A 24609-nucleotide genomic window follows, 5' to 3' on the forward strand; every position below is an offset into this window, starting at 1 on the left:
AACAATTCTGGCAGCCAGAGCAATTGCAGTTGGCGCAGATGCTGGTATTGGCGTTGGGTCTGTGACTAAATAATGCGTCCGAGCTCCCCGGGCCCTGCCGGACGGTAGGCTCCGGGGAGTTTTTGTGCTGGGTGTCAAACGACTGCACATAGAATACGATGGATAAGAAAGGAGTAGATAACACATGTTTGACAGAGTCGAAATTCCTCATATAGATATCTATGATGGTGAAACAAATGAGTATTATGGGAAGTCCATATTCCGCGATAATACAGATGTTGAAGTCGGCTTGCTTCAAATCGTTAACTATAAAGGGACGCCGAAATCTATGCTGTTTCAAAATGTTAGCTTTCTGCCCGCGTCCAACAACTATGTTCCGCCGGCGGTATTCGAAAAAGCCAGACGCAACGCAATTGTACGAGCCGCGCTCAGAGACGCAAATTCCCACCTTTGGGTACCTGCTGATATTCACATGAATTTTGATTCTCAGGTGCGTGGGAAACTATCAGGAGATAAATACAGCTTTAACAGCGTTGAGTACACTGATATTATTGTTGAAGATATCAAAACCTTTCCGCAAGGAAGACCGGATGCCGCGCAGAAATAAAGGCTGCGGATTTGCATTGGATCTTGCCATTGGTAAGTTCAGGGAAGTTTTACATAAAATTTATAAATTATGCTTATGATTTTAACAGAGTGCATTTACTATAAATCTTGCAAGAGCTTTTTCTATCCTCTCTTTATTCTTATGGAGTTGCCGGGCGTCATATGGCGTCCGGCTTCTTCTATTTTACAAAGCGGTGGCGCTTTCCTTTCCGGCAAAGTCATAGATGCGCGTATGGAGCGCATGAAGGCTAACAGGCCATAGTATCAGGCGGAAGACGCAATGGAAGATGGTTCGTAGTGGGCCAAAGTTGAAAATCTATCACACAAAGCAAGCCCACCTCCTGGAATTTCCGGGAGATGGGCTTGCTTTTTTAGGGAGAAAAGAGAAAGAAAATGAAAAAGTTTTGACCCTCGCAGGTGGCTCATTCCATTGAGGATGTTTGTATCATACCCAGTAAAACTAAAAACGAGCTTAAAAAAATGTGAACGGAATGTAAACCGTAATAGGTTCACCAAGGAATTTTCGGATAAGTTTTATGATATGACGGCTATAAACTTATTCGGTGCCCGAATTGGGCACAAGTAAACCTTCGGGGATCTGTAAGCCACAGAGGCTTCATTACTTATAAGCACATTGGTGATATGTTTAAGGCCATCTATTTATAGCTACACAAACCTTTTTAAACCACCGAGGTTTTGCGCAGCGTGACGAACAGAAATTTATTAATGCAAAGAAAATTTTCCCAGAATTCAAGCTCTTTTCAAGAAATTTGGCTTATGTATATTAAATACGAAATAAGGAGGCAAAACAATGAAATTCAAAAGTACACTATCTCTTTTATGCGTCACAGGACTAATGGCCATGGCTTTGTCCGGATGTGGAAGCAGCGGGGCGGATTCGTCAAATGCTGCAAGTGGGGCAAGTAATTCCGCTAATACATCCGGGTCCAGCGAGCCAAATCGCTCTAAAATCATCGGGCAGGTGCAGGGCATCAGCGACAACACAATTACGCTGCTTCTGGGAACGTTGGAGGAGGGCGGACAGGAGCGTACTGGCGAACCGGCCAAACCGGCCGACAGCGACGCAAGCAGCGCACCTTCAAAACCCTCTCCGGATGCAGAACAAGCTCCCTCAAGCAGCCAATCCGATGGTCAGCAGCCTGACAGTCAACAGCCTGGCGGTCGGCCTGATGGGGAACAGCCGGAAGGCGGACAGCCCGGCGGAGGAAAGACTTTTGCGGGGGGCACAGAGACAGTAACCATTACAATAACGGACGACACGGAAATCACAGTAGAAAGCATCTCCGGAGAGACAGCCGGAACAATTAATGACATTAAAGAGGGCGCTGTTCTTGATGTTACCCTTGGAGATGACACCACGGCCACTGTTGTAATCGTTAAGGCTACTATGGCGGGACCTCCGGCTGCACTTGATAATGCCAATGTATCTGACGCCAGCAGCTCCGGCGCTCAATCTGCCGGCAACTAAACCTCACCGATCCTTTGCGGTGACATCTTCCTGCGCTTAATGCACAACCCGCGCGGCTTCGCACTCATATAGGGCCGGCTATTATGTTATTGGATTTCAAGGCTATATCAATATTCAAGTTGTATCTTAGCCATATCCTCAATATGAGGATGCGTGCCAAGAGGCATATCCCTACAAAAGCAGACTCGCCTGCGTGGATCCATCACCACAATGGCGAGTTTGCTTTACTATTTAAGCGCTAAAAAAGAAGGGCCGAATTTTCAAAACAGCTATTATCATAATGAGAAGCGGAGCCGATAAAAAGATGTAGGGATAGCAAATTTTGGCAACAAAAATTTGCTGAAAAGGGATGACGAAAGCATGAAAATTGATGGCAACAGTTCTCTGATGGCATTATATCAAACCCAGCGTACCGACAGTACAAAGAACAGTTCTTCATCCAGCGATTCCAATTCTACAAAATCAACCGAGCGACAGAGGTTTGACACAGTTGAAATAAGCGACAATGCTTACAATGACTATGCCGAATCTTTGGGGAGCACCTCCGCCGTATCTGATGCGCTTGACAGTCTGGTAAGTGATGGAACAATTACCAGTAATCAGGAAAGTGCCATTGCGGCAGCGCTGGCTCCGAAAGATGATGGCGCCGCCTCAGGCCTAAAGGGTGATAAACCGATGGGTCCGCCCCCGCCGCCTCCTGCGGAGTCTGAAGATGACGAGGATGAGGATGAAGATTACTTACAGCAGCTGTTGCAGAGTCTTGCTGACAACAGTACCCTGTCTGACGACCAGCAGAATGCGATTGAAAGTGCCCTAAGCGCGAGCGCTTCGAATTCTGATACCGACGCAGGTTCCATTCAGTCATTGTTAGATAATCTTATTAGTGCTGGCACAATTTCAAATGATCAGGCCACTGCTATTTTGGAAACATTGAATCCCTCAAGCATCAATTAAATTTTATTGTAATATTTTCAAAACATCTAAAGGACAAGCCGGACGTTATGTGGCGTTCGGCTTGTCCTGCTTCTGGAAGGGGACCATGGCAACGCCGCCGGGGATCTCATGCTGCATAATCCGTTGCTCCGGTATTATGTGAAGTTCAGAAAATAAACGCAGAAGGACTGGGAACCCCCAGTCCCTCTGTATTTATTTTTATAACAAGACTATCAACATCCCATTGTATTGGCTCCATACCATAATTCCGGATGGCCTTGACCACATGGTCGTCATATTCCCCGTAAGGACAGCGAATCAGCGTGGGGCGCACACCGGTGATGGCCTCGATTTTGTCACTGCTTTCTTTCAGGTCCGCGGTGATTTGCTCGGTGGAAAGAGAATTGTAATGGTCGTGGTGGGAGGAGTGGCTCATAATCTCGTGGCCTGCGGCAGAGAGTGCCTTGACAGACTCCGGGTATTTGTCCACCCAGTCGCCCACCACGAAAAAGGTGGTTTTCACCTTGTATTGCTCCAGAATGTTAATGAGCGTCTGGGTGTCCTCGTTTCCCCAGGCGGCGTCGAAGCTGATAGAGCAAATCTTTTGCTGCCCTTTGTCCACGCAGTAGATGGGAAGCTGGCGCTCCGCGGCGAGCGCTTCCGTGGGGTAGGAAGCCGCGTAGCCGCCAAGGGACACCGCCAGCGCCGCTGCCAGCAGGGCGGCGGCTTTTTTTTTCCAGATAATGATTTTCATAAAATCCCTCCTCAGATAAAAAAGTATATGAGCGTAAACGCTGGAAATTGCGCCCAACCGCCGAAAAGGCGGTCAAAACCCCACGGGGACAAGGATATGGGAGCCGTACCCTGTAAGAGCGTAGGAAAAAATTTCCTTAAAAAATGGGTTTGTTTAGAATTGACAAAGCGGAAAAATTCTGTTACAATTTGGTTACAAAATAATTTCAAAGGAGCATACTGATGGCTGAAAGTATGGAGAAGGCCTCGGGCCTGACCTATAAGGGGCACCCGCTCCGCCGGGTGGATAATCTGATTTACTACGGCACGATGGCTGAAAAATATATCATTATGATGCAGATAATGGACAGCAAAAAGATTCAGGACATGAATGTAGCCACTAAGGTTTCCGTGCAATTACAATTGACGGACCCGGACCTGAAATCCCGGGATCGCGTGGTGAAGAAAAGTGAAAGAGAGAGCCTGTACGAGGCCATGGACATCTCCGCCATCTGGCTGGAGCGCGCGTTGACCGGCAAGCTGTAAGGCTGGCGGCTCTCCCACTTCCCGACAAACGAACATTCGAAAGGAAGCGTACACTTATGAAACACCGTGCAGGCAAAGCGGCCGGGATGTTTGCTCTTTCCGCCGCAATGACGATGCTTCTGGCCGCCACGGCCTCTGTTTCCGCCGCCGATCAAATTGCAATCGGCGTCGGCTGTACCACTGGCTCCAGCCTGCGGCTTCGCGCCGAGGCATCCACCACCTCCTCCGTTGTCACGCAGTTGGACAAAAGCGTCGCCGTCTCCATTCTGGGCAAGCAGGACGGGTGGTACTATGTGGGCTTTGACGGCAAGTCCGGCTATGTTTCCGCCGAATATGTCATTGAGGATCAGGATGGCATTTTCACCGCTCCCGGCCGTGTAAACGGCGACGGGGTGAATGTCCGCGCCTCCGCCGATCCCGATGCCGCTGCTGTTGCCACGGTAAATAAGGACACTGCTCTTACCGTGGACGGCTTTGCCGACGGCTGGTATGCTGTGACCTGCCAGTATGGAACCACCGGCTATATCCGCAGCGATTTTGTGGATTTGACCTCGGACGATGCCGCCTCCGCCTCCGGTGCCGTCGATATTGCAAAGCAATATCTGGGCACCCGGTATGTCTATGGCGGCTCGTCTCCCAAGGGGTTTGACTGTTCGGGCTTCACTATGTACGTGTTTAAGCAGGTGGGCGTGAGCCTGCCCCACAGTGCCACCAGCCAGTGGCAGAGCGGGAAGGGGCAGAAGCTCTATTCCGCATCAGAGCTGCAGTCCGGCGATCTGGTATTTTTCAATGACCCCAGCCGCTCTAAGGGCAAGGCGTGTTCCCACGCCGGTATTTATATGGGCGGCGGACAGTTTATCCACGCCTCCTCCGCCAACAGCGGCGGCGTGATTGTCAGTACGCTGTCCAGCGGATATTACAATACCTACTTTGTGGGCGGTATGCGCGTTTGAGCGCGGTTTACATAGGAGAATGAAATCTACGGCGGACGGCTTTGCTGTCCGCCGTGTTTTTTTGCAGAGCCGTGCCGGGACTTATAAACACTATTTAAAATTAAATTGCGCAATGTTGCGCAATTTGGTGTTTTCTTTTTGCGGGAACTATGATATACTGTCCACAGAAGGATGTTTCAAAGAGGAATTCCGCATCCGCAGAGGCAAGCCTGCGGTGCGGGAAAAGGTTCCGTCATCATGGATCATATGTGGGGAGGTATACAAATATGAGCTATCCGCAGACCGGCAAGGAAGTGTTTATCAGCTTTTCCATTTCCAACACCATGTTTTCCGGCATTGGAAAGGGAACCATCACCAGAGAGGAAGTCTCCGTCGATTATTTAAAGGAGCTGTTTGAAAAATACGGCGTGATTGTCTCGGCGAAGCCGGAGCAGCGCAGGCTGCTGGAGGAGGTCAACGAGAGCTATGGCCTGGATCTGGATATTCCGGAGAATTTGCGCATCATTCACCTTTCGGAGAAAAATCGCCGCCTTGTGGTGATCTCCGTTCAGGGGCTGAAGCGGGAAAACGGCTCTCTCCTGCCCGAATATACCGAGAAGGAATTTCAGGAGGCCACCTTCAGCTTTGTAAAGTATTATGTGCAGAGCCGCCATTATGACGAGCTTTTGGCGGAGAACGCGAAGCTGAAACGGGATTTGGAGATGGAGGTTGCATGGCGCACCAGAGAGTGCGACATCTAAACCCCTTTAAAATCCCCCTGGCTGATTTACAAAAGAATTCGCTGCGCCCCGCCGTCCGCTTTTAGCGGACGGCGGGGCGCGTACAGTGTGAGCGTATTTCTGCAGAGTGCGCCGGAATACGAAATCGCAGAGAGAGGGAATGGCTCTGCAACATTCCGAAGCCATCACAAGCTAAAAAAGCGAGCCGCACAGGCGGCCCGCTTTTTATAAATCCTGTGGTTTATCGTAATTCTCTCGGTCCCGGGCGGAATTCCTCGCCACGCTTTGTCATGGATAGTGCCCCGGCGGACAGTTCTGTCAGCCGGGAGGAGAAGTCCTCCGCTCCGTTTTGGGGGAATGCGGCAAGTAAGGTGACGGTTTCGCCGTAGTCCGCGTTTTCAACCATGGCTCCTGCGGCCCCTAGCTCCAGCTTGATGCGCTCCAGCAGGGGGTAGGGGCAGGGGACCTCCCACAGCGTCCAAAGGCTTACACGGCTGACGCCGCTGTTGTCCAGCGCGTCCTTCGCGCCCTTGGAATAGGCGCGCGTCAATCCCCCGGCTCCCAGCAGCACACCGCCGAAATATCGCGTCACCACGCAGCAGAAATCGGTCATACCCTCCCGCTGAAACACGTTCAGCATAGGCTGCCCCGCCGTCCCCTGAGGCTCACCGTCGTCGGAATAGCGTACAATCCCGCCCTCACGGATGGAATAGCACCAGCAGTTGTGGCGGGCATCGTAATGCTGCTTTTTTGTTTCCTCAATGTGTGCGCGGGCCGCTTCCTCGGTTTTCGTCCGCCAGAGACGGCTGATAAAGCGGGAGCGCTTCTCTGTGAATTCGCTTGCCCCGTCCGCAAAAGGGACCAGATACTCGTCCATACCGTTCCTCCTGTTTCGGTGCGCCCGCCCCGGACCTGCCCGCACGAAATTGACCGGGGCGGCCGCCCGGTGCTTCAAGTCTGAGAAGAACCCGGCGTTTCACTCCGGTATCATTCGTCGTCCGCGTCCTCTGTCTCCTGTACATAGGGGGTCAGCTGCCCCAAAACCCGGGGGGCGCACACGGCGGTCACGTCGATGGTGTCGCTGTATTCCACCAGCTCCACCTTCGCCTCCCGGTACAGCATGTCAAGCATTCCGCCCTTGTCGTAGGGCAGGTGGATGACCACCCGCCGCGCACCCTTGTCCAGCCGGAGGTCGATGAGGTGCAGCAGCTCTTCAATGCCCGTTCCGGTTTTTGCGGAGATGGTGACCATGTCCTCGCCCCGGGGGAGTATTTCCCCGCCGGAGAGATCGCTCTTGTTGAATACCTCAATCCGGGGCAGGTCGCTGGCGCCCAGCTCCCCGATCAACTCCTCCACTACCTGTGCCTGCTGCTGCCACTCGGGGTTGGACACGTCGATGACGTGGAGCAGAAGGTCTGCATATTCCAGCTCCTCCAGCGTGGCCTTAAACGCCTCCACAAGTTGGTGGGGCAGCTTTCGGATAAAGCCCACGGTGTCGCTGAGGATCACGTCCTGCGTGTCGCTGACGGTCAAAAGGCGGCTGGTGGTGTCCAGTGTGTCGAACAGGCGGTTGTTGGCGGGAATGGCCGCGCCGGTAAGCTGGTTTAAAAGTGTGGACTTGCCCGCATTGGTGTAGCCCACGATGGCCACCACGGGAATCTCGTTTTTCCTCCGCTGCTGGCGCTGGGTGCTCCGTACCCGGCGCACGTCCTCCAAATCCGCACGGAGCTTGTCGATTTTTTTGTGAATCAGCCGCCGGTCGGTTTCCAGCTGGGTTTCGCCGGGACCCTTGGAGCCAATGGCTCCCTTGCCGCTGGTGCCGCCCTGACGCTCTAAGTGGGTCCACATGCCCGTCAGCCGGGGGAGGAGGTATTGATACTCCGCCAGCTCCACCTGAAGGCGGCCCTCTCTGGTCTTGGCCCGCTGGGCAAAAATGTCCAGAATCAACCCACAGCGGTCCAGTACCTGAATGCCCAAAAGCTCCGTCAGCACCCGCTGCTGGGAGGGGGAGAGGTCATTGTCGAAAATGACCATCGTAGCCCCTGTGTTTTCACAGTAAAGCTGCACCTCCGCCACCTTTCCCTCACCAATGAAGGTGCGGGGGTCGGGCTTTTCCCGGTTTTGAAGGATAATTCCCTCTGTCACGCCGCCGGCGGTATCCACCAGGGCGGACAGCTCCTCCATGGTGGTTTCATCGGCGATTTCCTCTTTGCGCAGTACCGGGGAGTTCAGCCCCACCAGCACCACTTTATCTCTGATTTCGTTTGTTTCCTGCATAAATCTCCTTTTTCCGCCTGTGGCGGTTATGCCTGATAGGCCTCCACGACCTCGCCGATATACATGCGATGCCAGTCGCCCTCCGGGTAAAAAGAGGCCGCTGCGCCGGAGTCGATGACAAACTCAGACGTCATGTCTTGGGCATACAGCTTGCGGCACACCAGCACAAGCTCCGCCTCGTCGAAAAACGGGGCGTCGCCCGCGCCGTAGCAGAGCGTAAGGCCGCAGGCGGCAATTTTGTCGGTATCCCTGCCGCTTTTGGTGCCGCATAAGGTCAGCGCGTCCTTTCGCTCCTTGGGGAGGATGGACACGGTGAAATAGTCGTGGTTCTCCATAAATTGAAAGGTATGGCGGGAGGGTCGCACGTACACCGTGCAGGCGGGCCTGTTCCAAAGGGTGCCCAAGCCGCCCCAGCCGATGGTCATGGTGTTGCAGGCGGTCTTGTCTCCCGCTGTCAAAAGAGGGGTTCGCCTGGGGAACAGGCGCAGGGCCTCCGTGGAAAGCTCCTTGGGATTCACAGGTTTCAGGCGCATGACAATCGTCTCCTTCATCGTTTTAATAGTGGTAATAGTATATCCGCTTTGTACGAAACTGTAAAGCGGATAAAGGCGCAAAAGCCCCGTATCCTCACGGATACGGGACTTTGTGAACGTGTCGTCGGTCTTAGTTGTTCAAGCCGAACTTCTTGTTGAACTTGGCCACGCGTCCGCCGGTATCAACCAGCTTCTGCTTGCCCGTAAAGAAGGGGTGACACTTAGAGCAGACTTCCACCTTGATATTCTTCTTGGTAGAACCTGTCTCAATCACATTACCGCAGGCGCAAGAAATAGTAGTCTGCTGATAATCGGGATGGATTCCTTCCTTCATTGCTCTCGTTCACCTCTTTCGATCCAATCGCTAATGCCCTTTAAAGGCACAAGTTAGTCTAACACAGTTTTTTACGGATTGCAAGGTTTTTTTGAAGAAGATTTCGGAAAAACTGCCATTTTCGACGGAAATTACTCCGGTACAAAAAAGCCTGCCGGTTGAAAAAGCCGGCAAAAGGCAGGGAGGCGCTGTGGAGCACCAAAGGACACAAAAAATGCGGAGGCGACTTTGAGCAAAAACTACCGATCAGGCAATGGAATTTTACGAGAATTTAGCAGGAGCAGACGGGGCCTTTGCAGTCATTGAACACTGATTGAGGCTATAATAAAGCAGACAAATACGTCGGGCGGTGCGCGGCGGAAAAGGGCGTCCGCTTTACGAAAGGAAATGGGAGGGAAGCGAGATGAACGAAGAGCTGAAAGAATATCTGTGGGATGGAGAAACTATCCGCTGGAGCGGACAATCGGCACCGGTCCCTCTGCTGAGTCAGCAGGAAAAAGGAAAAATTCTTGTCAGATGGGGAATCACGCTGATATGCATTTCTACACTTTTGGGAATTTACAGCTCGGGGAGCGACGCGCTCAGCGGCAAATTTGCCGCGCTGGTGACGCTGGTGGCGGCGCTGGTAATTGCCATGCCATGGCTGGAGCGGTGGAGCGTGATGGGGATGAAGTACTTCGTCACCGACCGCAGAGCCATTTTGCTTACCCGGGATAAGAGCGTATATTATATGGAGTTGGACGAGGTAGACGACGTGAAGCGGGTGTGCCTTCAGCCGGAGGCGGACGCGCTGGTGATGGGCAGCGCCATTTTCGAAGACGCCGACCGCCAGCCCCGTTTCAGGGCGTGCAACCCGAAAACGGACCTCCAGAGTGCGGAGGGACAGGACCGGGCGGCCGGGTTGGTTTTTTATGGGCTGCGGGACGCGGAGTTTGTGGAGGCGTTGCTGCGCCAGTCCGCCACGGACCAGAGGCCTCGGGCGATTTAGATTTATCGGCGCAAGGGCGCGGGATGGAGAAACCTCCATCCCGCGCTTTTTTCTTTTGCAATTTACGGGGAATCATAGCACATAGACCGCAAACGAACTCCGGCGATCCGCTATTTCAAAATCGACCGAATGGCCGAAAGACACTGGGCCACTTCATCGGCGGTGTTTTCGGGACCGAAAGAAAAACGGACCGTGCCCTGCGGAAAGGTATTGAGGGTCTGGTGGGCGCGGGGCGCGCAGTGCAGCCCCACCCGGGTCATAACCCCTGCCTCCTGCTCAAGCGCATAGGCCACCGCCGCATTATCCTCCGGGGAGAAATCCACGCTGACCACGCCAAGCCGCTGGGAGAACCGGGCCGGATCGGCAATTCCCGCCACCTTTGCGCGGGGAATTTCTAAAAGCCCTTCTAAAAACAATTTCGTGAGTGCCATTTCTTTTTCAAGAACCGATTCCGGACCGTTTTCAAGGGCCAGCAGCGCCTGCCGCAGGCCGATGATCGCGGGGATGGGGAGCGTGCCGCTTTCGAATTTGTCGGGAAGAAATTCCGGCTGCTCCTCGGAGTCGGATCGGGAGCCGGTGCCGCCCTCAATTACGGGACGCATGGCTTTCGCAAGAAGCGGCATAACCACAAAGCCGCCCACACCCTGCGGGCCTCTGAGTCCCTTGTGGCCGGGAAAGGCCAGAAAGTCAATGCACATGTCCTCCATATCAATGGGGAGAACTCCTGCGGTCTGGGCCGCGTCCACCGCAAACCACACGCCTCGTTCCCTGCACAGCGCCCCGATTTCACCTATGGGTAAAACGGTGCCGCAGACGTTGGACGCGTGGGTGCACAGCACTGCCTTTGTGTTTTTACGAAGGAGCGTGCGGACTGTCTCCAGCTCCAGGGTCCCGTCCGGGGCGCATTGGGCTGCACTGACCTCCACCCCCGCCTGGGCCAGCGTGTGCAGCGGGCGCATCACGGCGTTGTGCTCCACGGAGGAGACAATGATGTGGTCGCCGGGAACCAGCAGCCCTTTTAAAAATTGGTTTACCGAGGCGGTCACTCCGCCGGTAAAGCAGACGCAGGCATCCTTTGGGGCGGAGAAAAGACGCTTCAACCGTTCCCGTGCGTCCAGCACCTGCCCCAGCAGCTCATAGGACCGCTCATAGCCACCACGGCTGATGTTAAAGGCTCCGCCTTCAATCAGCTCGGCCATCGCCCGTCCCACACCGGGAGCCTTGGGAAACGAGGTGGCGGCGTTGTCAAAATAAATCGTGTCCATAGCGTTCCTCCGTCCGTGTTTTTACAATCATCTTAATATGAATCTTAAAACCGTTCAATCGGCGGATAAAATCATACATATATACATATCCAAAAAAACGATAAAGAATTGGCAGTGTGTCGGTGTGCTTTTTAAACGGTGAGAATTTGCAGCGCTTCAAAATTTTACCGCCAAAATTGCGGCATATTCTCATTTTTTCGAGTTAAACTACTCTTGCGATACCCAGAAACCCACAAACACGAATTCAATAAATTCGGAATTGAGAAAAGGAGAAACAATTATGGCTAGCAAGAACACTAACAAGATCAACGTCCCCGAGGCCCGCGCGGCCATGGATAAGTTCAAGATGGAGGCTGCTTCCGAGGTTGGCGTCAACCTGAAGGAAGGCTATAACGGCGACCTCACCTCCCGCGAGGCCGGCTCTGTCGGCGGCCAGATGGTCAAGAAGATGATCGAGTCCTACGAGAAGTCCCTGTAACTTCTCCTAAGACAAACGCGCGGCTCCCGGTTTTTATCTGCCGGGAGCCGCGTTTTGTTTATAAAAAGGCCCCGCCGATCCGAAAAAACGGACCGGCGGGATTTTTAGCAGCTGACCGTGAAACTCAGGCCGCCTTGTTGACGGTCAGGGTAGAGGCAAAGCGATAGATAATGGCTGCGGACTGGCCGCGGGTGGCGGTGGCAAAGGGACGGATCGTGTTGTCGTTGAATCCGTTGATCAGGCTGTTGCCGTTGGCCCACACCAGCGCCTTGGTGGCGTAGGAGGAAACCTGCCCCGCATCGGTGAACGCGCCCAGACTGCCGCCAACGCTGACACTGTACCCCAGAGCCTCGGCATAACGGAACATAAACGCCGCGAACTGCTGGCGGCTCACAGAGTCACCAGAGACGAAGGTGGTTTCGGTCTTGCCGTTGACAATGCTGTTCTCGTTGGCCCAAGCCACGGCCTTGCCCAAATCGGTGGCGAAATCCACATCGGTGAAGGCAGGGTTTGCCTTGGCGGAGGGCTTGCCAGCCAGATTCCACAGAGCCAGCACCACGTCGCCCCGGGTCATGGTGACGTTGGGGCTGAAAGCGGTGTCGGAAGTGCCGGGAATCAGGCCCTTTTCAATGGAGAAGAGAACCGCGTCATAGTAATAGGCGTTGGACGCCACATCGGTAAAGGGCATGACCGCGCCGGTGACGGTGATGCGGCCCTGTGCCTTGGAATACTCGGCGGGAACGGTGCCCTTCAAAGTGCTGGTGATGTAGTTAATCAGGATTTCATTGTCCAGCATGGCGGGAACGCTGAGGGTCTTGCACTTCTGGAACATATTCAGGCCGTCGCCTGCGTCCTCCAGCATATAGTTGTGGGAGGCCAGCTTGTAGGTCTTGGTGGCCACGATGTCCACGCCGCCGACCTTCACGTCCTTGACCCGCCGCGCGCCGGTGACGGAGACAAACATTTTATTGTCGTCGGTCTTCACGGTGGAGGGAACGCTGGTATCGATGGTGTAGGTCAGGCCGGAGACCTGAAGGAAGCCGCCATTTTCGTCGGGAGCAGTGCGGGAGGCCATTTCCAGCGCGTCCAGAATCTGCTGGCCGGTGGCCTCCACCATCCGCAGCTCGTTGCCGAAGGGATGCACGGCGATGATCTGCCCATAGGTGATGTTTCCTGCCTTGATGTCGGCACGGATGCCGCCGCCGTTGACAATGGCCACGTCTGCGCCGGCCGCGTCGCGGTAAGCGTCGGCAACCAGATCGCCCAGATTGGTTTCCTGATTACGGATGGCGCGGGTCTTGCCGTCGGCCTCCAGCGTGGTCAGGTCAACGGAGGTCTTGGCAACCACCTTGTTCAGCAGCGCGTCGTTTTTGGCCTGAATGCCCTTGACAAAGGTGTCAACGGTGGCATCCTTGGCGGTATAGTCTGTCACCAGCTCAGTGGAAACAGTCCCGCTGGATTTGATAACCAGCTTGCCGATGGCGGCCAGCTTCGTGCCGGTGGAGGTGAGAAGAACGGTCTTGCCGTCCTTATCCGTGACCTTCTCAGAAGGGATGGTGCTGTGGGCATGGCCGTCGAGGAAGGCGGTCAGGCCGGAGACGTTGGCAATCACGTCGGCGGAGCGCCAGGGAGCGCTCTGCGCGTCGTCGCCCAGATGGCCCACGGCGATGACATAGTCCGCGCCTGCGGTTTTGGCGGAGTCAACGGCGGACTGCACGGCGTTGTACAGCTCCTTGCCGTTGTTGCCGGCGCAGAAGCCGTAAATGTACTTGCCGGTGTTGTCCTGGAAGTAGGTGGGGGTGGACTTGGTGATGGATTCGGGTGTGGCGATGCCCACATAGGCCACCTTGGTGTCGCCGTAGGTGACCATCTTGTACGCATCGAACACGGGCTTATTGGTCCGCAGGTCCATGAAGTTGGCGCAGACATAACCGCTCTTCAGGGCCTTGGACAGGTTAAAGAACTGATCCATCCCATAGTCAAACTCATGATTGCCGGGAATAGATACATCGTAGCCCACCTGATTCATGATGTCCACGATGTATTCGCCCTTGGACAGGGTGCCCAGAGCCGCGCCCTGCACCGCGTCGCCCACGTCGGCAAGGGTCACATAGTCGGTGGCCTTGCGCATCTCGGCGGCGTAGGCTGCGAAGCCCGCGTAGCCGATATTGTCGTCCACACCACAGTGAACGTCGTTGGTGTACAGCACCACAATGTCGCCCTTGTCCACCGCGGCTGGGCTTTCAGCGGCGAAGCTGAGTGTGGTCAAAGACATGGCTGTCATCACAGCCAGCAACAGGGAAATTGCCTTTCTCATCTTTTACCTCCTTCATTTTAAAAGCGCGGCGCAAACCGTGCTTTTATGTTGAGAGTAGTATAACCCGCACCGGAAAAAAAAGAAAGAGGAAAACGCAAAATTGGCGTAAAATTTGCCAGATTGACCCAGTGGCGGCGCGAAAAAAAGCAATGGGTCCCGCCGTGAAAATATTTTGCGGCAGAGGCTCTGCACATCTGGAAATCCGGAGAAAACTATGCTATGCTGAGGTCGTATCAAGACAAAACGCAAGGGAGGATTTTGGATGAGAACATTACTCAAGGGCGGCGGTGTTGTTTCCGGCCGGGGGGTTCGCCGGGCGGACGTGCTGATCGACGGGGAAAAGATCGTTCAGGTTGGCAGGGGGCTGTCCGCCACGGGAGAAAATGTGGTGGACGTGTCGGGAATGCTCTTGTTCCCCGGCTTTATTGACGCCCATACCCATTTTGATCTGAACGTGGCCAATACCACCACCGCAGACGATTTCACTTCCGGAAGCCGGGCCGCCATCCGCGGCGGCACCACCACGGTGATCGACTTTGCGTGTCCTAACAAAGGGGAGTCCCTGCAATACGGGCTGGATTTGTGGCACAAAAAGGCCGACGGCCGCGCCTTTTGCGACTACGGCTTCCACATGACCATTGACGATTGGAACCCTTCTGTGGAGGCGGAGCTTCCGGCCATGTTCGCGCAGGGGATTTCTTCTTTCAAAATGTATCTCACCTATCCCGCCATGATGATTGGAGACGGCGCGATTTACAGCGCGCTGAAGGCCCTGCGCCGGCTGGGCGGCATCTGCGGCTTCCACTGCGAAAACGCCGGGGTGATCGACGCCATGATTGCAGAGAAAAAGGCCGCAGGCGAATTGTCCCCCGCATCCCATCCCCAGACCCGGCCCCCGTATCTGGAGGCCGAGGCGGTGAGCCGTCTTTTGCGCATCGCGCAGGCGGCAGACAGCCCGGTGATTATCGTCCATCTTACCAACCGTCAGGCGCTGGAGGAGGCGGAGTCCGCCCGGAAGCGTGGGCAGAAGGTCTATGTGGAGACTTGCCCCCAATATCTGGTGCTGGACGAAAGCGTTTATTTCAACGAGGATTTTTCCGCCGCCGCGCGGTATGTTTGTGCGCCGCCCATCCGGGCGAAGGAGGAGCAGACGTATTTGTGGCGGGGGCTGAAGCGGGGTCTGATTCAGACCGTCTCCACCGACCACTGCGCGTTCACGCTGGAGCAAAAGGAGGTGGGCCGGGGGGACTTCACAAAGATTCCCGGGGGACTTCCCGGCGTGGAGACAAGGGGCGAACTGCTGTATTCCTTCGGTGTGGAAAAGAAAAAGATTGCCCTGCCTACCATGTGTCAGGTGCTTAGCGAGAACCCTGCCAAGCTGTACGGCCTGTATCCCCGCAAGGGCGCCATCCGGGTGGGGAGTGACGCGGACATCGTGGTGTACGACCCCGGCGCCAGCCATGTCATCCGGGGGGAAGACAGCGTGAGCGCCGCAGGATATTCCCCCTACGAGGGGGTTGTCACCTCCGGCGGCATCGCGCAGGTTTACCTGCGGGGCAGACTGATGGCGGAGCTTGGCAGAATTCTGGTGGCGGAGCCCCACGGAAAATACATGGCCCGTGGAAAAAACTCTCTTTAAAGACCCTCCTGCTCATCGGCAGATGATGATAACACGGATGTTCAGACGAAACTAAAAAGCCAGTCGGCTCAGGATACGAACACGCATCCGGAGCCGACCGTAAAATAAGCCGAGGGAAACAGGCACGCGAAAGCGGCCCAGCCTATCGGCAAATCAAAATTCAGGAGGCGAACAGCGTGAACGACGAAGTTTTTATGAAGCAGGCAATCGAGCTTTCGCGGCTGGCGGTGGAGCACGGGAACGAGCCGTTTGGCGCGGTGCTGGTGAAGGACGGAGAGGTTGTCTACACAAACGAAAACCAGATTTACACCATGCACGACCCGTCCTTCCACGGAGAGACCGGACTGATCCGGCGGTTTTGCGCGGAAACCGGGATTACGGATTTGACGGAGTATACCATGTATTCAAGCTGTGAGCCCTGCTTCATGTGCAGTGGCGCCATGGTGTGGGTGAAGCTTGGCCGGCTGGTTTTCGGAGCGAGCAACGATGACCTTGAGCATATTTTGGGCAATGACGGCTGTGAATGCAGCCGGATGGTCTTTGAAAATTCGTTCCACAGCCCGCAGGTTACCTCCGGCGTTTTGCGGGAGGAGAGCCTTGCGGTGCTGAAGGCCTATTTTAAAAGCCACGCAAAGGGATAAAGAGGGCTTTGCATTTGCGGAAACTTTACATCTTTATTAAAGCAGCGGTCGTCCGGTATTTACCGGACGACCGCTGCTTTATTTCAAGTTTTGGGAATACACATCCGCAAAGCGGAAAGTGACATTCTGCTTACTTAAAGCTTTCGATGATGTCCACCAGCTCCGCGCCGATGCGCTTCTGGGCTTCCTTGGTGCCCGCGCCGATGTGGGGTGCGCAGGAAACTGCCGGATGAGACGCAAGCTCCCAATTGGGATTCTTTTCATCCATCCACACGTCAAGGCCCGCCGCCTTCACCTTGCCGGAGTTCAGCGCGTCCAGCAAAGCGGCCTCGTCGATGTTGGACCCGCGGGAGGTGTTGATAATCACCACGCCGTCCTTCATCTTGGCAATGCTCTCCGCGTCCACCAGCGGCTTGTCACCGGCGGGGGCACTGAGGGCAATCACGTCGGACTGGGAAATCAACTCATCCATGGAGACAAAGTGCATGGTTTCACCCTCGCAGCCCTCGGGCTTGTTGCGATGAACGGAGGACAGCACGTTCATGCCCAGAGCCTGGGCCTTTTCGCCGATCAGGCGGCCGATGCGGCCGTAGCCTACCACGCCCATGGTTTTGCCCTGAAGCTCAAAGCCCTTGGAATAGGCCTTTTTCTCCCACTTCTGCTCCCGCATGGTGTGGCCCGCCACGGAAAGGCTGCGGGCGCAGGCAAACAACAGCGCGATGGCAAGCTCTGCCACGGCGTTGGAGGAGGCGCGGGGGGTGTTCATGACCTTGATGCCTGCCGACTCGGCGTATTTCACGGCGATGTTGTCCACGCCCACACCGGCGCGGATAATCAGCTTGAGCTGGCTGCCCTTGGCAGCGTCGATCTGAGGCTCCTTAATCTTGGTGGCGCTGCGGATGACCACAATGTCAAACTCCCGCAGGGCCGCGCCCAGCTGATCGGGCTCATAAAACTGCTCTACAACCTCAAAGCCGTCGCCGCGCAGCTGCGCAATGGCACCTGCGTCCATGCCGTCGGTTACTAAGACTCTCATATTTTCACAGTCCCCTTTTCATCAATTTTCCGGCGCACCCCAGGGGCGCCATTTCGTCGGAAAAGCATATATCCATTGGGGGATGGATACCCGGCTGAGTCAATCAGGCGTTCTCCTGCTCGTACTTCTTCAGGAAGTCCACCAGCGCCTCGACGCCCTCCTTGGGCATGGCGTTGTAGATGGAGGCCCGCAGACCGCCAACGGACTTGTGGCCCTTCAGGTTATCAAAGCCCGCGGCCTTGCTGGCGGCCACCACGGCGGCGTCCTGCTCCTTGCTGGGGGAGACGAAGGGCACGTTCATGAGGGAGCGGTCCGTCTTCTCAACGGGCGCGGTGAACAGCTTGCTCTGGTCCAGATAATCGTACAGCACCTTGGCCTTCTCCTGATTGCGCTGCTCCATGGCCTCCAGCCCGCCGTTTTTCAGCAGGTAATTGAAGACCTTGCCGCAGCAGTAGATCGCCCAGCAGTTGGGGGTGTTGTACAGAGAATCGTTGTCGGCGTGGATCTTGTAGCTGAGATAGGTGGGGACCTTGGCATCCAGATCGTCGCGGATCAAATCCTCACGGATGATGACCACGGCCATGCCGGCGGGGCCCACGTTCTTCTGCACGCCGGCCCAGATCATGCCGTAATCCGCCACGTTGCAGGGGCGGGAGAGGAACATGGAGGACTGGTCGGACACCAGGATCTTGCCCTTGGTGTTGGGCAGCTTGCTATAGGTCAGGCCATTGATGGTTTCGTTCTCGCAGATATAAACGTAGTCCGCGTTGTCGGGAATGTCCAGATCGGAGCAGTCCGGCACATAGGAGAAGTTCTTGTCGGCGGAGGAGGCGACCACCTTCACCTCGCCGAATTTCTTGGCCTCGGCAATCGCCTTCTTGGACCAGGCGCCGGTTTCCACATAGCAGCCCACGCCGCCCTTGAGCAGATTCATGGCCACCATGGCAAACTGCAACGTGCCGCCGCCCTGCACAAACAGAATCTTATAGTTGTCTGGAATGCCCATCAGCTTCTTCAGGTCGTCCTTGGCAGCGGCCAGAATCTCTTCAAAAACCTTGGACCGGTGGCTCATCTCCATGACGCACATGCCGCTGCCGCGGTAGTTCATCATTTCGGCGGCGATCTCCTCCAGAACCGCTTCCGGCATCATAGCGGGGCCGGCGGAAAAATTGTAGGTACGTCCGTACTTCATCATCTGATCCTCCATGTTATTATTATTCTGCGTTTTCAAATCCGGATATGCCATTTTGAATCTGGCATACATCTGAATCACAGTATACGACGTTTCCAGGGAATATTCAACCGTAAAGGGAGAGATTGCAGAAGCTAAAAAACTATGGCGTTTTTATGGAAAAAGCCCAAAAACGATTACGTATTCTATATATTTGGCCATATTGGACGCGGATGGGAAAGAGGCCGCCCGCGTCTCCGTCTCTTCCGCGTGTTTTCCAAAATTTATAAAATAACAGATTCCACGATATTTTTACACAGGGCCGTTTTCCATTCGGCAGATTTTTGATGCAGGCGGTCTTGTTAAGATATCTTAACATGTGCTATACTGTAAACAGATGTTTTTTTATAGAATCAAAGCAAAGGATTTTGACAATGAGTGAACAGAGAACAAAGTTTTACCGGTTTTTATCCGACTTTAACCGGCTAAAATGGGGTATTGCGGTCAAGGCGCTGCTCACCGGCGCGGTGGCGGGACTGATTACGGTGCTGTACCGTCTTTTGATTGAGCACGGGACTGCATTTGCCGTGGCATGCTATGCCTATTTTCGGGAGCACCCTGTGTTTTTGATTCCGTGGGTGCTGGGGGCCGTTCTTGCCGGACTTTTCGTTGCCTGGCTTGTAAAGCTGGAACCATCCGCCGCCGGAAGCGGCATTCCCCAGGTGGAGGGGGCTGTGCTGCTGGGCATGGAGCTGAAGTGGCGCTCTGTTCTGGCGGTGCGGTTTGTGGCCGGAGGGCTTTGCGGCCTCTTCGGCCTTTCTTTGGGGCGGGAGGGACCCTCTATCCAGATTGGCGCGGCGGGCGCCAAGGCCGTGTCGGGCCTTTTGGGCAGGAGCAAGGTGGAGGAAAATTACCTCATCACCGGAGGCGCCGCCGCAGGACTTGCCGCCGCGTTCAACGCGCCGCTGTCCGGCGTGATTTTCGCGCTGGAGGAGGTTCACCGCAATTTCTCCCCCGCCATTATGCTCACGGCCACCGCCGCGTCGCTGGTTGCCGACTTTGTTTCAAAATACTTTTTCGGGCTGACGCCAGAGCTACATTTCACCCAGATTCCCCAGATGCCGATTTACATGTATTTCTGGATGCTTCCGCTGGGGGCGCTGACGGGGCTTGTGGGGGGCCTTCTCAATCGGGCGCTGCTGGCCGCCGGTCCGCTGTCGGCAAACGTGCTGCCGGCCCGGTGGAGGCCCGCCGCGGTGATGCTACTGTCCATCCCCTGCGGGTTGTTTCTGCCTCTGACGCTGGGTGGAGGGCGTGATTTGATTGCGTTTGCCCAGACCGCCACCGGGGGGATATCGCTGCTGCTTGTTTTGCTGGCGGTGAAATTTTTATTTACCTGCGCCAGCTTCGGCAGCGGCGTTCCCGGCGGCATTTTTATGCCGATTCTGGCGGTGGGGACCCTGACGGGAAGCGTGTTCGGCATTGCCTGCGTGGAGCTTGGGCTGTTTCCCGCGCAATACATTCCGGATTTTGCCGTGTGCGCCATGACGGCAGCGCTGGCTGCGGCGGTGAAGGCCCCCATCACCTCCATTTTGCTCACGGTGGAGATGACCGGCACGCTGGTGCACATGCTGCCGGTGGCTGCCTGCGCGTTTGCCGCGCTGCTGGTGTCCGATCTGATGAAGGTGGAGCCGATTTATGAGGCGCTTTTGAATCGCTCTGTGGAAAAGGAGCGCAAGGCCCCCGTGGCCCCCGAGGGGAAAAATCTGATGGAGATTCCCGTGGAGCTGGGAAGCTGCGCGGCAGGGCGGCGGATTGACGAGATCGGCTGGCCTGCGGGCACGCTGATTGTCAGCTTGATGAGGGGCAATCAGGATATGATTCCCCGGGGTGAGACCACCCTGCTTCCGGGGGACTATCTTGTGGTTCTCTATCCGCAGGGGCAGGAGAAAAAGGTGCGCGCCGCCGTCACGGACCTTTGCCACGAAAAATTCTGAACAACAGGCCCGGTTCAACAGGATTTGGCTATGAAAAAACGCCCCCCGTGCAGGCTTGCACGGGGGGCGTTCGGTTTGCCGCCGGGCGTCAGGGACCGCCGCACAGCGCCCGCTGGGCCGCGATGGTGTTCAAGGTATCTCCCAACTGGGTCAGCACCGCGGCGCAAAAGGCCAGCTCGTCGTCGTCCAGAGACCCGGCTATGCACACCGCAAGAGAGTTGACTGCCGTGGTCAGAGCCAGGGGGTCGGAGCAATTTTGATTCATAGCATCACCCTGATGCAGGGTATGAAAAAAACGCGGCTTCCAGCACCGAAAACGCTTCCTTCGGGCCAAAAACCGCGCCTTTTGCGTATTTGTCCGCCGCTTAAACGCCCATCAGGCGCTTTGCCGCTTTCACGTTCCGGTGCTCCATCTCCCGCAGCCGGGCCACGGCGGCCTCCTGCTCACCCGGGCGCTCCGTCCGCTCCACGGCCTTGTCGATCATGGCGTATAGCTGTTCGGAGGACGCCTCCTCCAAATCCACAAACAAGTCCTGCCCGATATAGCGCAGGAAGGAGGAAACCTTGGGATCGTACACCACGCCGACAAGGGGAATCCCCTGTCCGGCGGCAAAAATCAGCGCGTGGAGCCGCATGGATACCACCACCTGCATCCGGGAGAGGGCGCCGATGATGGTGTCGGCCCGGCCCGCGTCGTTGAGGAAATAGTGGGGCACCGTAAGGCCCTGTGCGGCCAGAGCCGCCGCAAGAGGGTCCTGATGGGTTTCCACCGCAAGAAACACGGGGGTCAACCCGTGGCGATTGTAGGCATACTCTGCGGCGGCGGCAAAAACAGGGGCCTTTTCCTCAAAGCCCTTCCACCGACGCAGGGCAAAGCAGATATACCGCCCGTCCGTGGGAATCCCTGCCTGCAAAAGCACGCTGTCCGTCCTCTCCGGGGGGGCGCAGTGCAAAGTCAGGGCCGGGTCGGCGGTGAGAAGAATCACGGGACCCGTCACGCCCATGGACGCAAGCTCCGCCTGAGAGTCGGGCTCCCGCAGCGTGATCACGTCCACGGAGGCGTTTAGTACCTTTGCCGCCATTTTCCGGTGGCTGGGGCGGGAGACGGGGCCGATGCCGCAGCCATACATCTGCACCTTGCAGCCCAGTCGCTTAGCGGTGGCGATGTTGTGCAGATAAAACCACAGGGACCGACGGGAGGTCACGTCCTGAATCAGGCTGCCTCCGCCGTTGATATACAGCTTGCTGTGACGCATGGCAGCGCGCCAGGCGGGATAGTTAAAGCGCTGCACCGCCGGGACCCGATAAGCAAGGCGGGTTTCCGCGGGGTTTTTACTCAAAACCAGCACCGGCATGTCCGGGTCGATGGCTCGCATCTCCTGCAAAATGGCCTCCAGAATCGCGTCGTCCCCGGCGTTGCCCCGTCCGTAGGCTCCGCAGATGACCACTCCGTCCCGGCCAGTCTTGGGGCGGTTGTAGCGGCGGATAATCTCCCCGTAAATATGGAGCTGGGTATCCACCGTCTTCTGAATGGAAAACTGAGTGGATGCCTTTTCAAACAGCCGCTCCCCCATGTCCCGGCGAAGGTCGTCGTTCTCCGCCAGAGAGGCCAGCGCCGCGCCAAGAGCCTCGTCGTCGCCGGGGGTGAAGAGATAACCGTTTACGTCCGTGTCGATGAGGGCGGGAATGCCGCCCACGGCGGTAGCCACGGTGGCTAGGTGAAAGCGGGCGCCCTCCGTCAGGGCATAGGGAAACGTCTCCGACACGGAGGTGAGGGCGTTGACGTCCAGGGCGCTGTAAAACCGGTCCATACCGCCGGAAATCCAACCGGCAAAGCACACCTGCCCCCCAACGCCCAACTCGTCTGCCAGAGTCTCCAGCTTTTGCCGCTCCTCGCCGTCTCCTGCGATCAGCAGGCGCAGTCGGCCGCACTTTGCGTGGGCCTTTGCAAAGCCCCGCACCAGCGTGGAAATGTCCTTCACCGGGTTCAGGCGGGCGGCGATGCCAACCACCACGCTGTCCTCCTCCGCGGTAAGGCCCAGCTCCCGCAGATAGGGCAGCCGGTCCCCCTGGGGCGGGGCGGGGGTGAAGTCTATGCCGTTGTAGATGGTGAAAAATCTGTCGGGGGGGAAGCCCCTGCGAATCAGCAGGTCCACCATCGCGTCGGACACGCCGATGCGATAGTCCAGCGTCCGAAGCGCCCGGGCGTTGATATTGCCAAAGGTGAGACGGCTGAATGGCCTGCCCATGTAGTCCAGCTTATAGTCGCTGTGGACCGTGGAGCAGACGGGAAGGCCGGTGGTTCTGCGAAGCATGGCCCCCAGAAGATTGGCTCTGGCTCCATGGCAGTGGATGACCTGATACCCGCCCTCCCGGATGTATTGCGTCAGGCGGTTGCGGATGCGCAGGATATGGTTTCCCGACATAATCTCCGTGGGAATCCCAAGCGCCCGGGCCTCTTCTGCGAAGGGCCCGTCCCGGAAGCAGACCAACTGGGCCGTAATGGTTTCATTCAGATGGCGCAGAAGACTCAGAACATGGGTTTTGGCCCCGCCGGAATCGCCGCCGCTGATGAGATGGATGACTTTCATAGCGCTCCCTCTTTTGAAAAACGCCCGTGGGGCGTGAAATCCCTCTTGTACAAACTCGAAAAATATTATACAATAGCCAAGGTTCGAAAGCAAGGAGCAAGAGACGAACGGAGGCGCATTGATGGAAAATGACCGTAAAAATTGTAAAATCAGAGTGGCGACCCCGGAGGACGCGGAAGCACTGGTGCGCATCTACGCGCCCTACGTGGAAAAGACGGCCATTACCTTTGAATATGACGTGCCCACCGTCACGGAGTTTGCCGGGCGCATTGAAGAAATTCTGAAGCGGTATCCTTACCTCGTGGCGGAGGAGGACGGCGAGATTCTGGGCTATGCCTGCGCCCATGCGCTGCATGAGCGGGCGGCCTTTGGCTGGGCGGTGGAAACCACGGTGTATATCGCGGAGAGGGCGAAGCGCCGGGGCCTTGGAAAGCAACTTTACGACGCGCTGGAGCAGGCGCTGGCGGCCCAGAATATTTTAAATCTTTACGCCTCCATTGCCTATCCCACCGGGGAGGACCCGCATTTGACCCGGGACAGCGTGGAGTTTCATGGGCGTCTCGGATATAAGCTGGTGGGGCATTTTTCCCAGTGCGGCTATAAGTTTGGCCGCTGGTATGACTCGGTGTGGATGGAAAAGCACCTCGGACCCCACACGGCAGACCAGCCTGCGGTAAAGCCCTTTGACGCGGCGGGCTTTATGTGCCCCTGATTCCCGGTCGGCGGATGGGCGGCGCGGCAAAAGCGGCCCACCCGGCGTTTATTAGGAAAATCCGCGCCGGGGGCGCGGACTGGTGAGGACAAGCCCAAACCGGAAAACTCATTTTACTTGGAGGTTGACAGATGGAGCGGTCCAAAAAGAAATTTAACGTGATCGACGTGATTGCGGTCCTTTTGCTTCTGGCGGTGGCAGTGTTTGTAGGGAGCAAGCTGATCAGCCGGGGCAGCGGCAGTACCGGCGGCGAGGCGAAGACAGTCCGCGTGACCTATGTGGTCAAGGCCGAGGGAGTGGACAACGCCCTCTATGAAAATTCTCTGGAGCACATCCCTTCCAGACTGATGGCCTCCGGGAAGCTGCTGGACGGGCAGATTGATTCCGTTGAGCAGGAGCCTTACTATGCGCTGGACGAAAACGGGAACTGGGTGGAGGACCCCTATCACAAGAACCTGTACTTCACCGCCAGCATCAACGTGCCGGACGCGGCAGTCCAGACCACCAAGGTGGGCGATCAGGAGGTCCGGGTGGGCAAGACGGATTACGTTTTGAAAAGCGAATACATCGAGTTCAGCGAAGTAACCATTGTGGATGTGACGTGGGGGGAGTAAGCTTCGGAGGAAACCGAGGGCTATGACAGGAGGGCATT

At 56.1% G+C, this 24609-nt stretch carries 24 protein-coding genes; 13 read left to right on the forward strand and 11 right to left on the reverse strand.

From position 1 onward, the window contains the following. Positions 1–184: 184 nt before the first annotated feature. The 3 genes from ABVS15_RS04715 (at position 185) to ABVS15_RS04725 (ending at position 3049) form a co-directional block, all read left to right on the forward strand. Positions 185–607: a hypothetical protein gene (locus ABVS15_RS04715; protein ID WP_369282603.1), complete on the forward strand. Its 423-nt coding sequence runs from the start codon at positions 185–187 to the stop codon at positions 605–607. Between the two features lie 810 nt (positions 608–1417). After that, positions 1418–2095 carry a hypothetical protein gene (locus ABVS15_RS04720; RefSeq protein ID WP_369282604.1) on the forward strand — a complete coding sequence of 226 codons (678 nt, stop codon included), beginning with the start codon at positions 1418–1420 and terminating at the stop codon, positions 2093–2095. A 360-nt stretch (positions 2096–2455) separates the two neighbouring features. Next, a complete protein-coding gene (locus ABVS15_RS04725) occupies positions 2456–3049 on the forward strand; it encodes a hypothetical protein (RefSeq protein ID WP_369282605.1) in 594 nt (197 codons plus the stop codon). A gap of 145 nt (positions 3050–3194) precedes the next feature. Here ABVS15_RS04725 and ABVS15_RS04730 read toward each other — a convergent pair whose 3' ends face one another. Next, positions 3195–3782 carry a polysaccharide deacetylase family protein gene (locus ABVS15_RS04730; protein ID WP_369282606.1) on the reverse strand — a complete coding sequence of 196 codons (588 nt, stop codon included), beginning with the start codon at positions 3780–3782 and terminating at the stop codon, positions 3195–3197. A gap of 221 nt (positions 3783–4003) precedes the next feature. On the opposite strand from ABVS15_RS04730, the gene ABVS15_RS04735 reads away from it, so the two are divergent. The 3 genes from ABVS15_RS04735 (at position 4004) to ABVS15_RS04745 (ending at position 5999) form a co-directional block, all read left to right on the forward strand. After that, positions 4004–4306, forward strand: coding sequence for a hypothetical protein (locus ABVS15_RS04735; RefSeq protein WP_369282607.1), 303 nt, complete (start codon positions 4004–4006; stop codon positions 4304–4306). Between the two features lie 56 nt (positions 4307–4362). Next, positions 4363–5259, forward strand: coding sequence for an NlpC/P60 family protein (locus tag ABVS15_RS04740; RefSeq protein ID WP_369282608.1), 897 nt, complete (start codon positions 4363–4365; stop codon positions 5257–5259). A gap of 266 nt (positions 5260–5525) precedes the next feature. After that, a complete protein-coding gene (locus ABVS15_RS04745) occupies positions 5526–5999 on the forward strand; it encodes a hypothetical protein (RefSeq protein WP_369282609.1) in 474 nt (157 codons plus the stop codon). A gap of 220 nt (positions 6000–6219) precedes the next feature. On the opposite strand, the gene ABVS15_RS04750 is transcribed toward ABVS15_RS04745, so the two are convergent. The 4 genes from ABVS15_RS04750 to rpmE all read right to left on the reverse strand — a co-directional run bounded on the left by ABVS15_RS04750 (position 6220) and on the right by rpmE (position 9122). Continuing rightward, the gene (locus tag ABVS15_RS04750) at positions 6220–6855 is read right to left on the reverse strand and encodes a YigZ family protein (RefSeq protein ID WP_369282610.1); all 636 of its coding nucleotides are present in this window, start codon (positions 6853–6855) and stop codon (positions 6220–6222) included. 110 nt (positions 6856–6965) lie between these two features. Then, on the reverse strand, positions 6966–8255 hold the full coding sequence (hflX, locus tag ABVS15_RS04755; protein WP_369282611.1) for a GTPase HflX: 1290 nt from the start codon (positions 8253–8255) through the stop codon (positions 6966–6968). A 26-nt stretch (positions 8256–8281) separates the two neighbouring features. Then, positions 8282–8788 (reverse strand): flavin reductase family protein, encoded by a 507-nt coding sequence (locus ABVS15_RS04760; protein WP_369282612.1) that lies wholly within the window; start codon positions 8786–8788, stop codon positions 8282–8284. A gap of 130 nt (positions 8789–8918) precedes the next feature. Then, complete coding sequence (rpmE, locus tag ABVS15_RS04765) at positions 8919–9122, reverse strand: 50S ribosomal protein L31 (protein ID WP_312612068.1); 204 nt, start codon at positions 9120–9122, stop codon at positions 8919–8921. 403 nt (positions 9123–9525) lie between these two features. Between rpmE and ABVS15_RS04770 the strand changes: the two genes are divergently transcribed. Then, positions 9526–10110 (forward strand): hypothetical protein, encoded by a 585-nt coding sequence (locus ABVS15_RS04770; protein WP_369282613.1) that lies wholly within the window; start codon positions 9526–9528, stop codon positions 10108–10110. A 110-nt stretch (positions 10111–10220) separates the two neighbouring features. Here ABVS15_RS04770 and ABVS15_RS04775 read toward each other — a convergent pair whose 3' ends face one another. Then, the gene (locus ABVS15_RS04775) at positions 10221–11375 is read right to left on the reverse strand and encodes an aminotransferase class V-fold PLP-dependent enzyme (RefSeq protein ID WP_369282614.1); all 1155 of its coding nucleotides are present in this window, start codon (positions 11373–11375) and stop codon (positions 10221–10223) included. A gap of 280 nt (positions 11376–11655) precedes the next feature. On the opposite strand from ABVS15_RS04775, the gene ABVS15_RS04780 reads away from it, so the two are divergent. Further along, positions 11656–11853, forward strand: a complete 198-nt coding sequence (locus tag ABVS15_RS04780; RefSeq protein WP_293007622.1) for an alpha/beta-type small acid-soluble spore protein — start codon at positions 11656–11658, stop codon at positions 11851–11853. A 124-nt stretch (positions 11854–11977) separates the two neighbouring features. Here ABVS15_RS04780 and ABVS15_RS04785 read toward each other — a convergent pair whose 3' ends face one another. Beyond that, positions 11978–14170 (reverse strand): 5'-nucleotidase C-terminal domain-containing protein, encoded by a 2193-nt coding sequence (locus ABVS15_RS04785; protein ID WP_369282615.1) that lies wholly within the window; start codon positions 14168–14170, stop codon positions 11978–11980. Positions 14171–14432: 262 nt separating this feature from the next. On the opposite strand from ABVS15_RS04785, the gene hydA reads away from it, so the two are divergent. Further along, a complete protein-coding gene (hydA, locus tag ABVS15_RS04790; RefSeq protein ID WP_369282616.1) occupies positions 14433–15809 on the forward strand; it encodes a dihydropyrimidinase in 1377 nt (458 codons plus the stop codon). Between the two features lie 176 nt (positions 15810–15985). Further along, positions 15986–16450: a nucleoside deaminase gene (locus tag ABVS15_RS04795; RefSeq protein WP_369282617.1), complete on the forward strand. Its 465-nt coding sequence runs from the start codon at positions 15986–15988 to the stop codon at positions 16448–16450. A 130-nt stretch (positions 16451–16580) separates the two neighbouring features. Here ABVS15_RS04795 and ABVS15_RS04800 read toward each other — a convergent pair whose 3' ends face one another. Further along, positions 16581–17486 (reverse strand): NAD(P)-dependent oxidoreductase, encoded by a 906-nt coding sequence (locus tag ABVS15_RS04800; RefSeq protein ID WP_369282618.1) that lies wholly within the window; start codon positions 17484–17486, stop codon positions 16581–16583. Between the two features lie 103 nt (positions 17487–17589). Further along, positions 17590–18681 carry a 3-phosphoserine/phosphohydroxythreonine transaminase gene (serC, locus tag ABVS15_RS04805; protein WP_369282619.1) on the reverse strand — a complete coding sequence of 364 codons (1092 nt, stop codon included), beginning with the start codon at positions 18679–18681 and terminating at the stop codon, positions 17590–17592. Positions 18682–19091: 410 nt separating this feature from the next. Between serC and ABVS15_RS04810 the strand changes: the two genes are divergently transcribed. Next, entirely contained in the window at positions 19092–20654 is a 1563-nt protein-coding gene (locus ABVS15_RS04810; RefSeq protein ID WP_369282620.1) for a ClC family H(+)/Cl(-) exchange transporter, read from the forward strand. Positions 20655–20742: 88 nt separating this feature from the next. On the opposite strand, the gene ABVS15_RS04815 is transcribed toward ABVS15_RS04810, so the two are convergent. Both ABVS15_RS04815 and csaB read right to left on the reverse strand, forming a co-directional pair. Further along, positions 20743–20919 carry a DUF6774 domain-containing protein gene (locus ABVS15_RS04815; protein WP_369282621.1) on the reverse strand — a complete coding sequence of 59 codons (177 nt, stop codon included), beginning with the start codon at positions 20917–20919 and terminating at the stop codon, positions 20743–20745. A 100-nt stretch (positions 20920–21019) separates the two neighbouring features. Next, positions 21020–23245 carry a polysaccharide pyruvyl transferase CsaB gene (gene csaB, locus ABVS15_RS04820; RefSeq protein ID WP_369282622.1) on the reverse strand — a complete coding sequence of 742 codons (2226 nt, stop codon included), beginning with the start codon at positions 23243–23245 and terminating at the stop codon, positions 21020–21022. 121 nt (positions 23246–23366) lie between these two features. Here csaB and ABVS15_RS04825 point away from each other — a divergent pair, with 121 nt between their 5' ends. After that, a complete protein-coding gene (locus ABVS15_RS04825) occupies positions 23367–23957 on the forward strand; it encodes an N-acetyltransferase family protein (RefSeq protein ID WP_369282623.1) in 591 nt (196 codons plus the stop codon). Positions 23958–24088: 131 nt separating this feature from the next. Further along, entirely contained in the window at positions 24089–24571 is a 483-nt protein-coding gene (locus ABVS15_RS04830) for a DUF4330 family protein (RefSeq protein WP_369282624.1), read from the forward strand. Positions 24572–24609: the final 38 nt, after the last annotated feature.

It is taken from the genome of Oscillibacter sp. GMB15532, from assembly GCF_041020825.1.
GTDB lineage: Bacteria > Bacillota > Clostridia > Oscillospirales > Oscillospiraceae > Oscillibacter.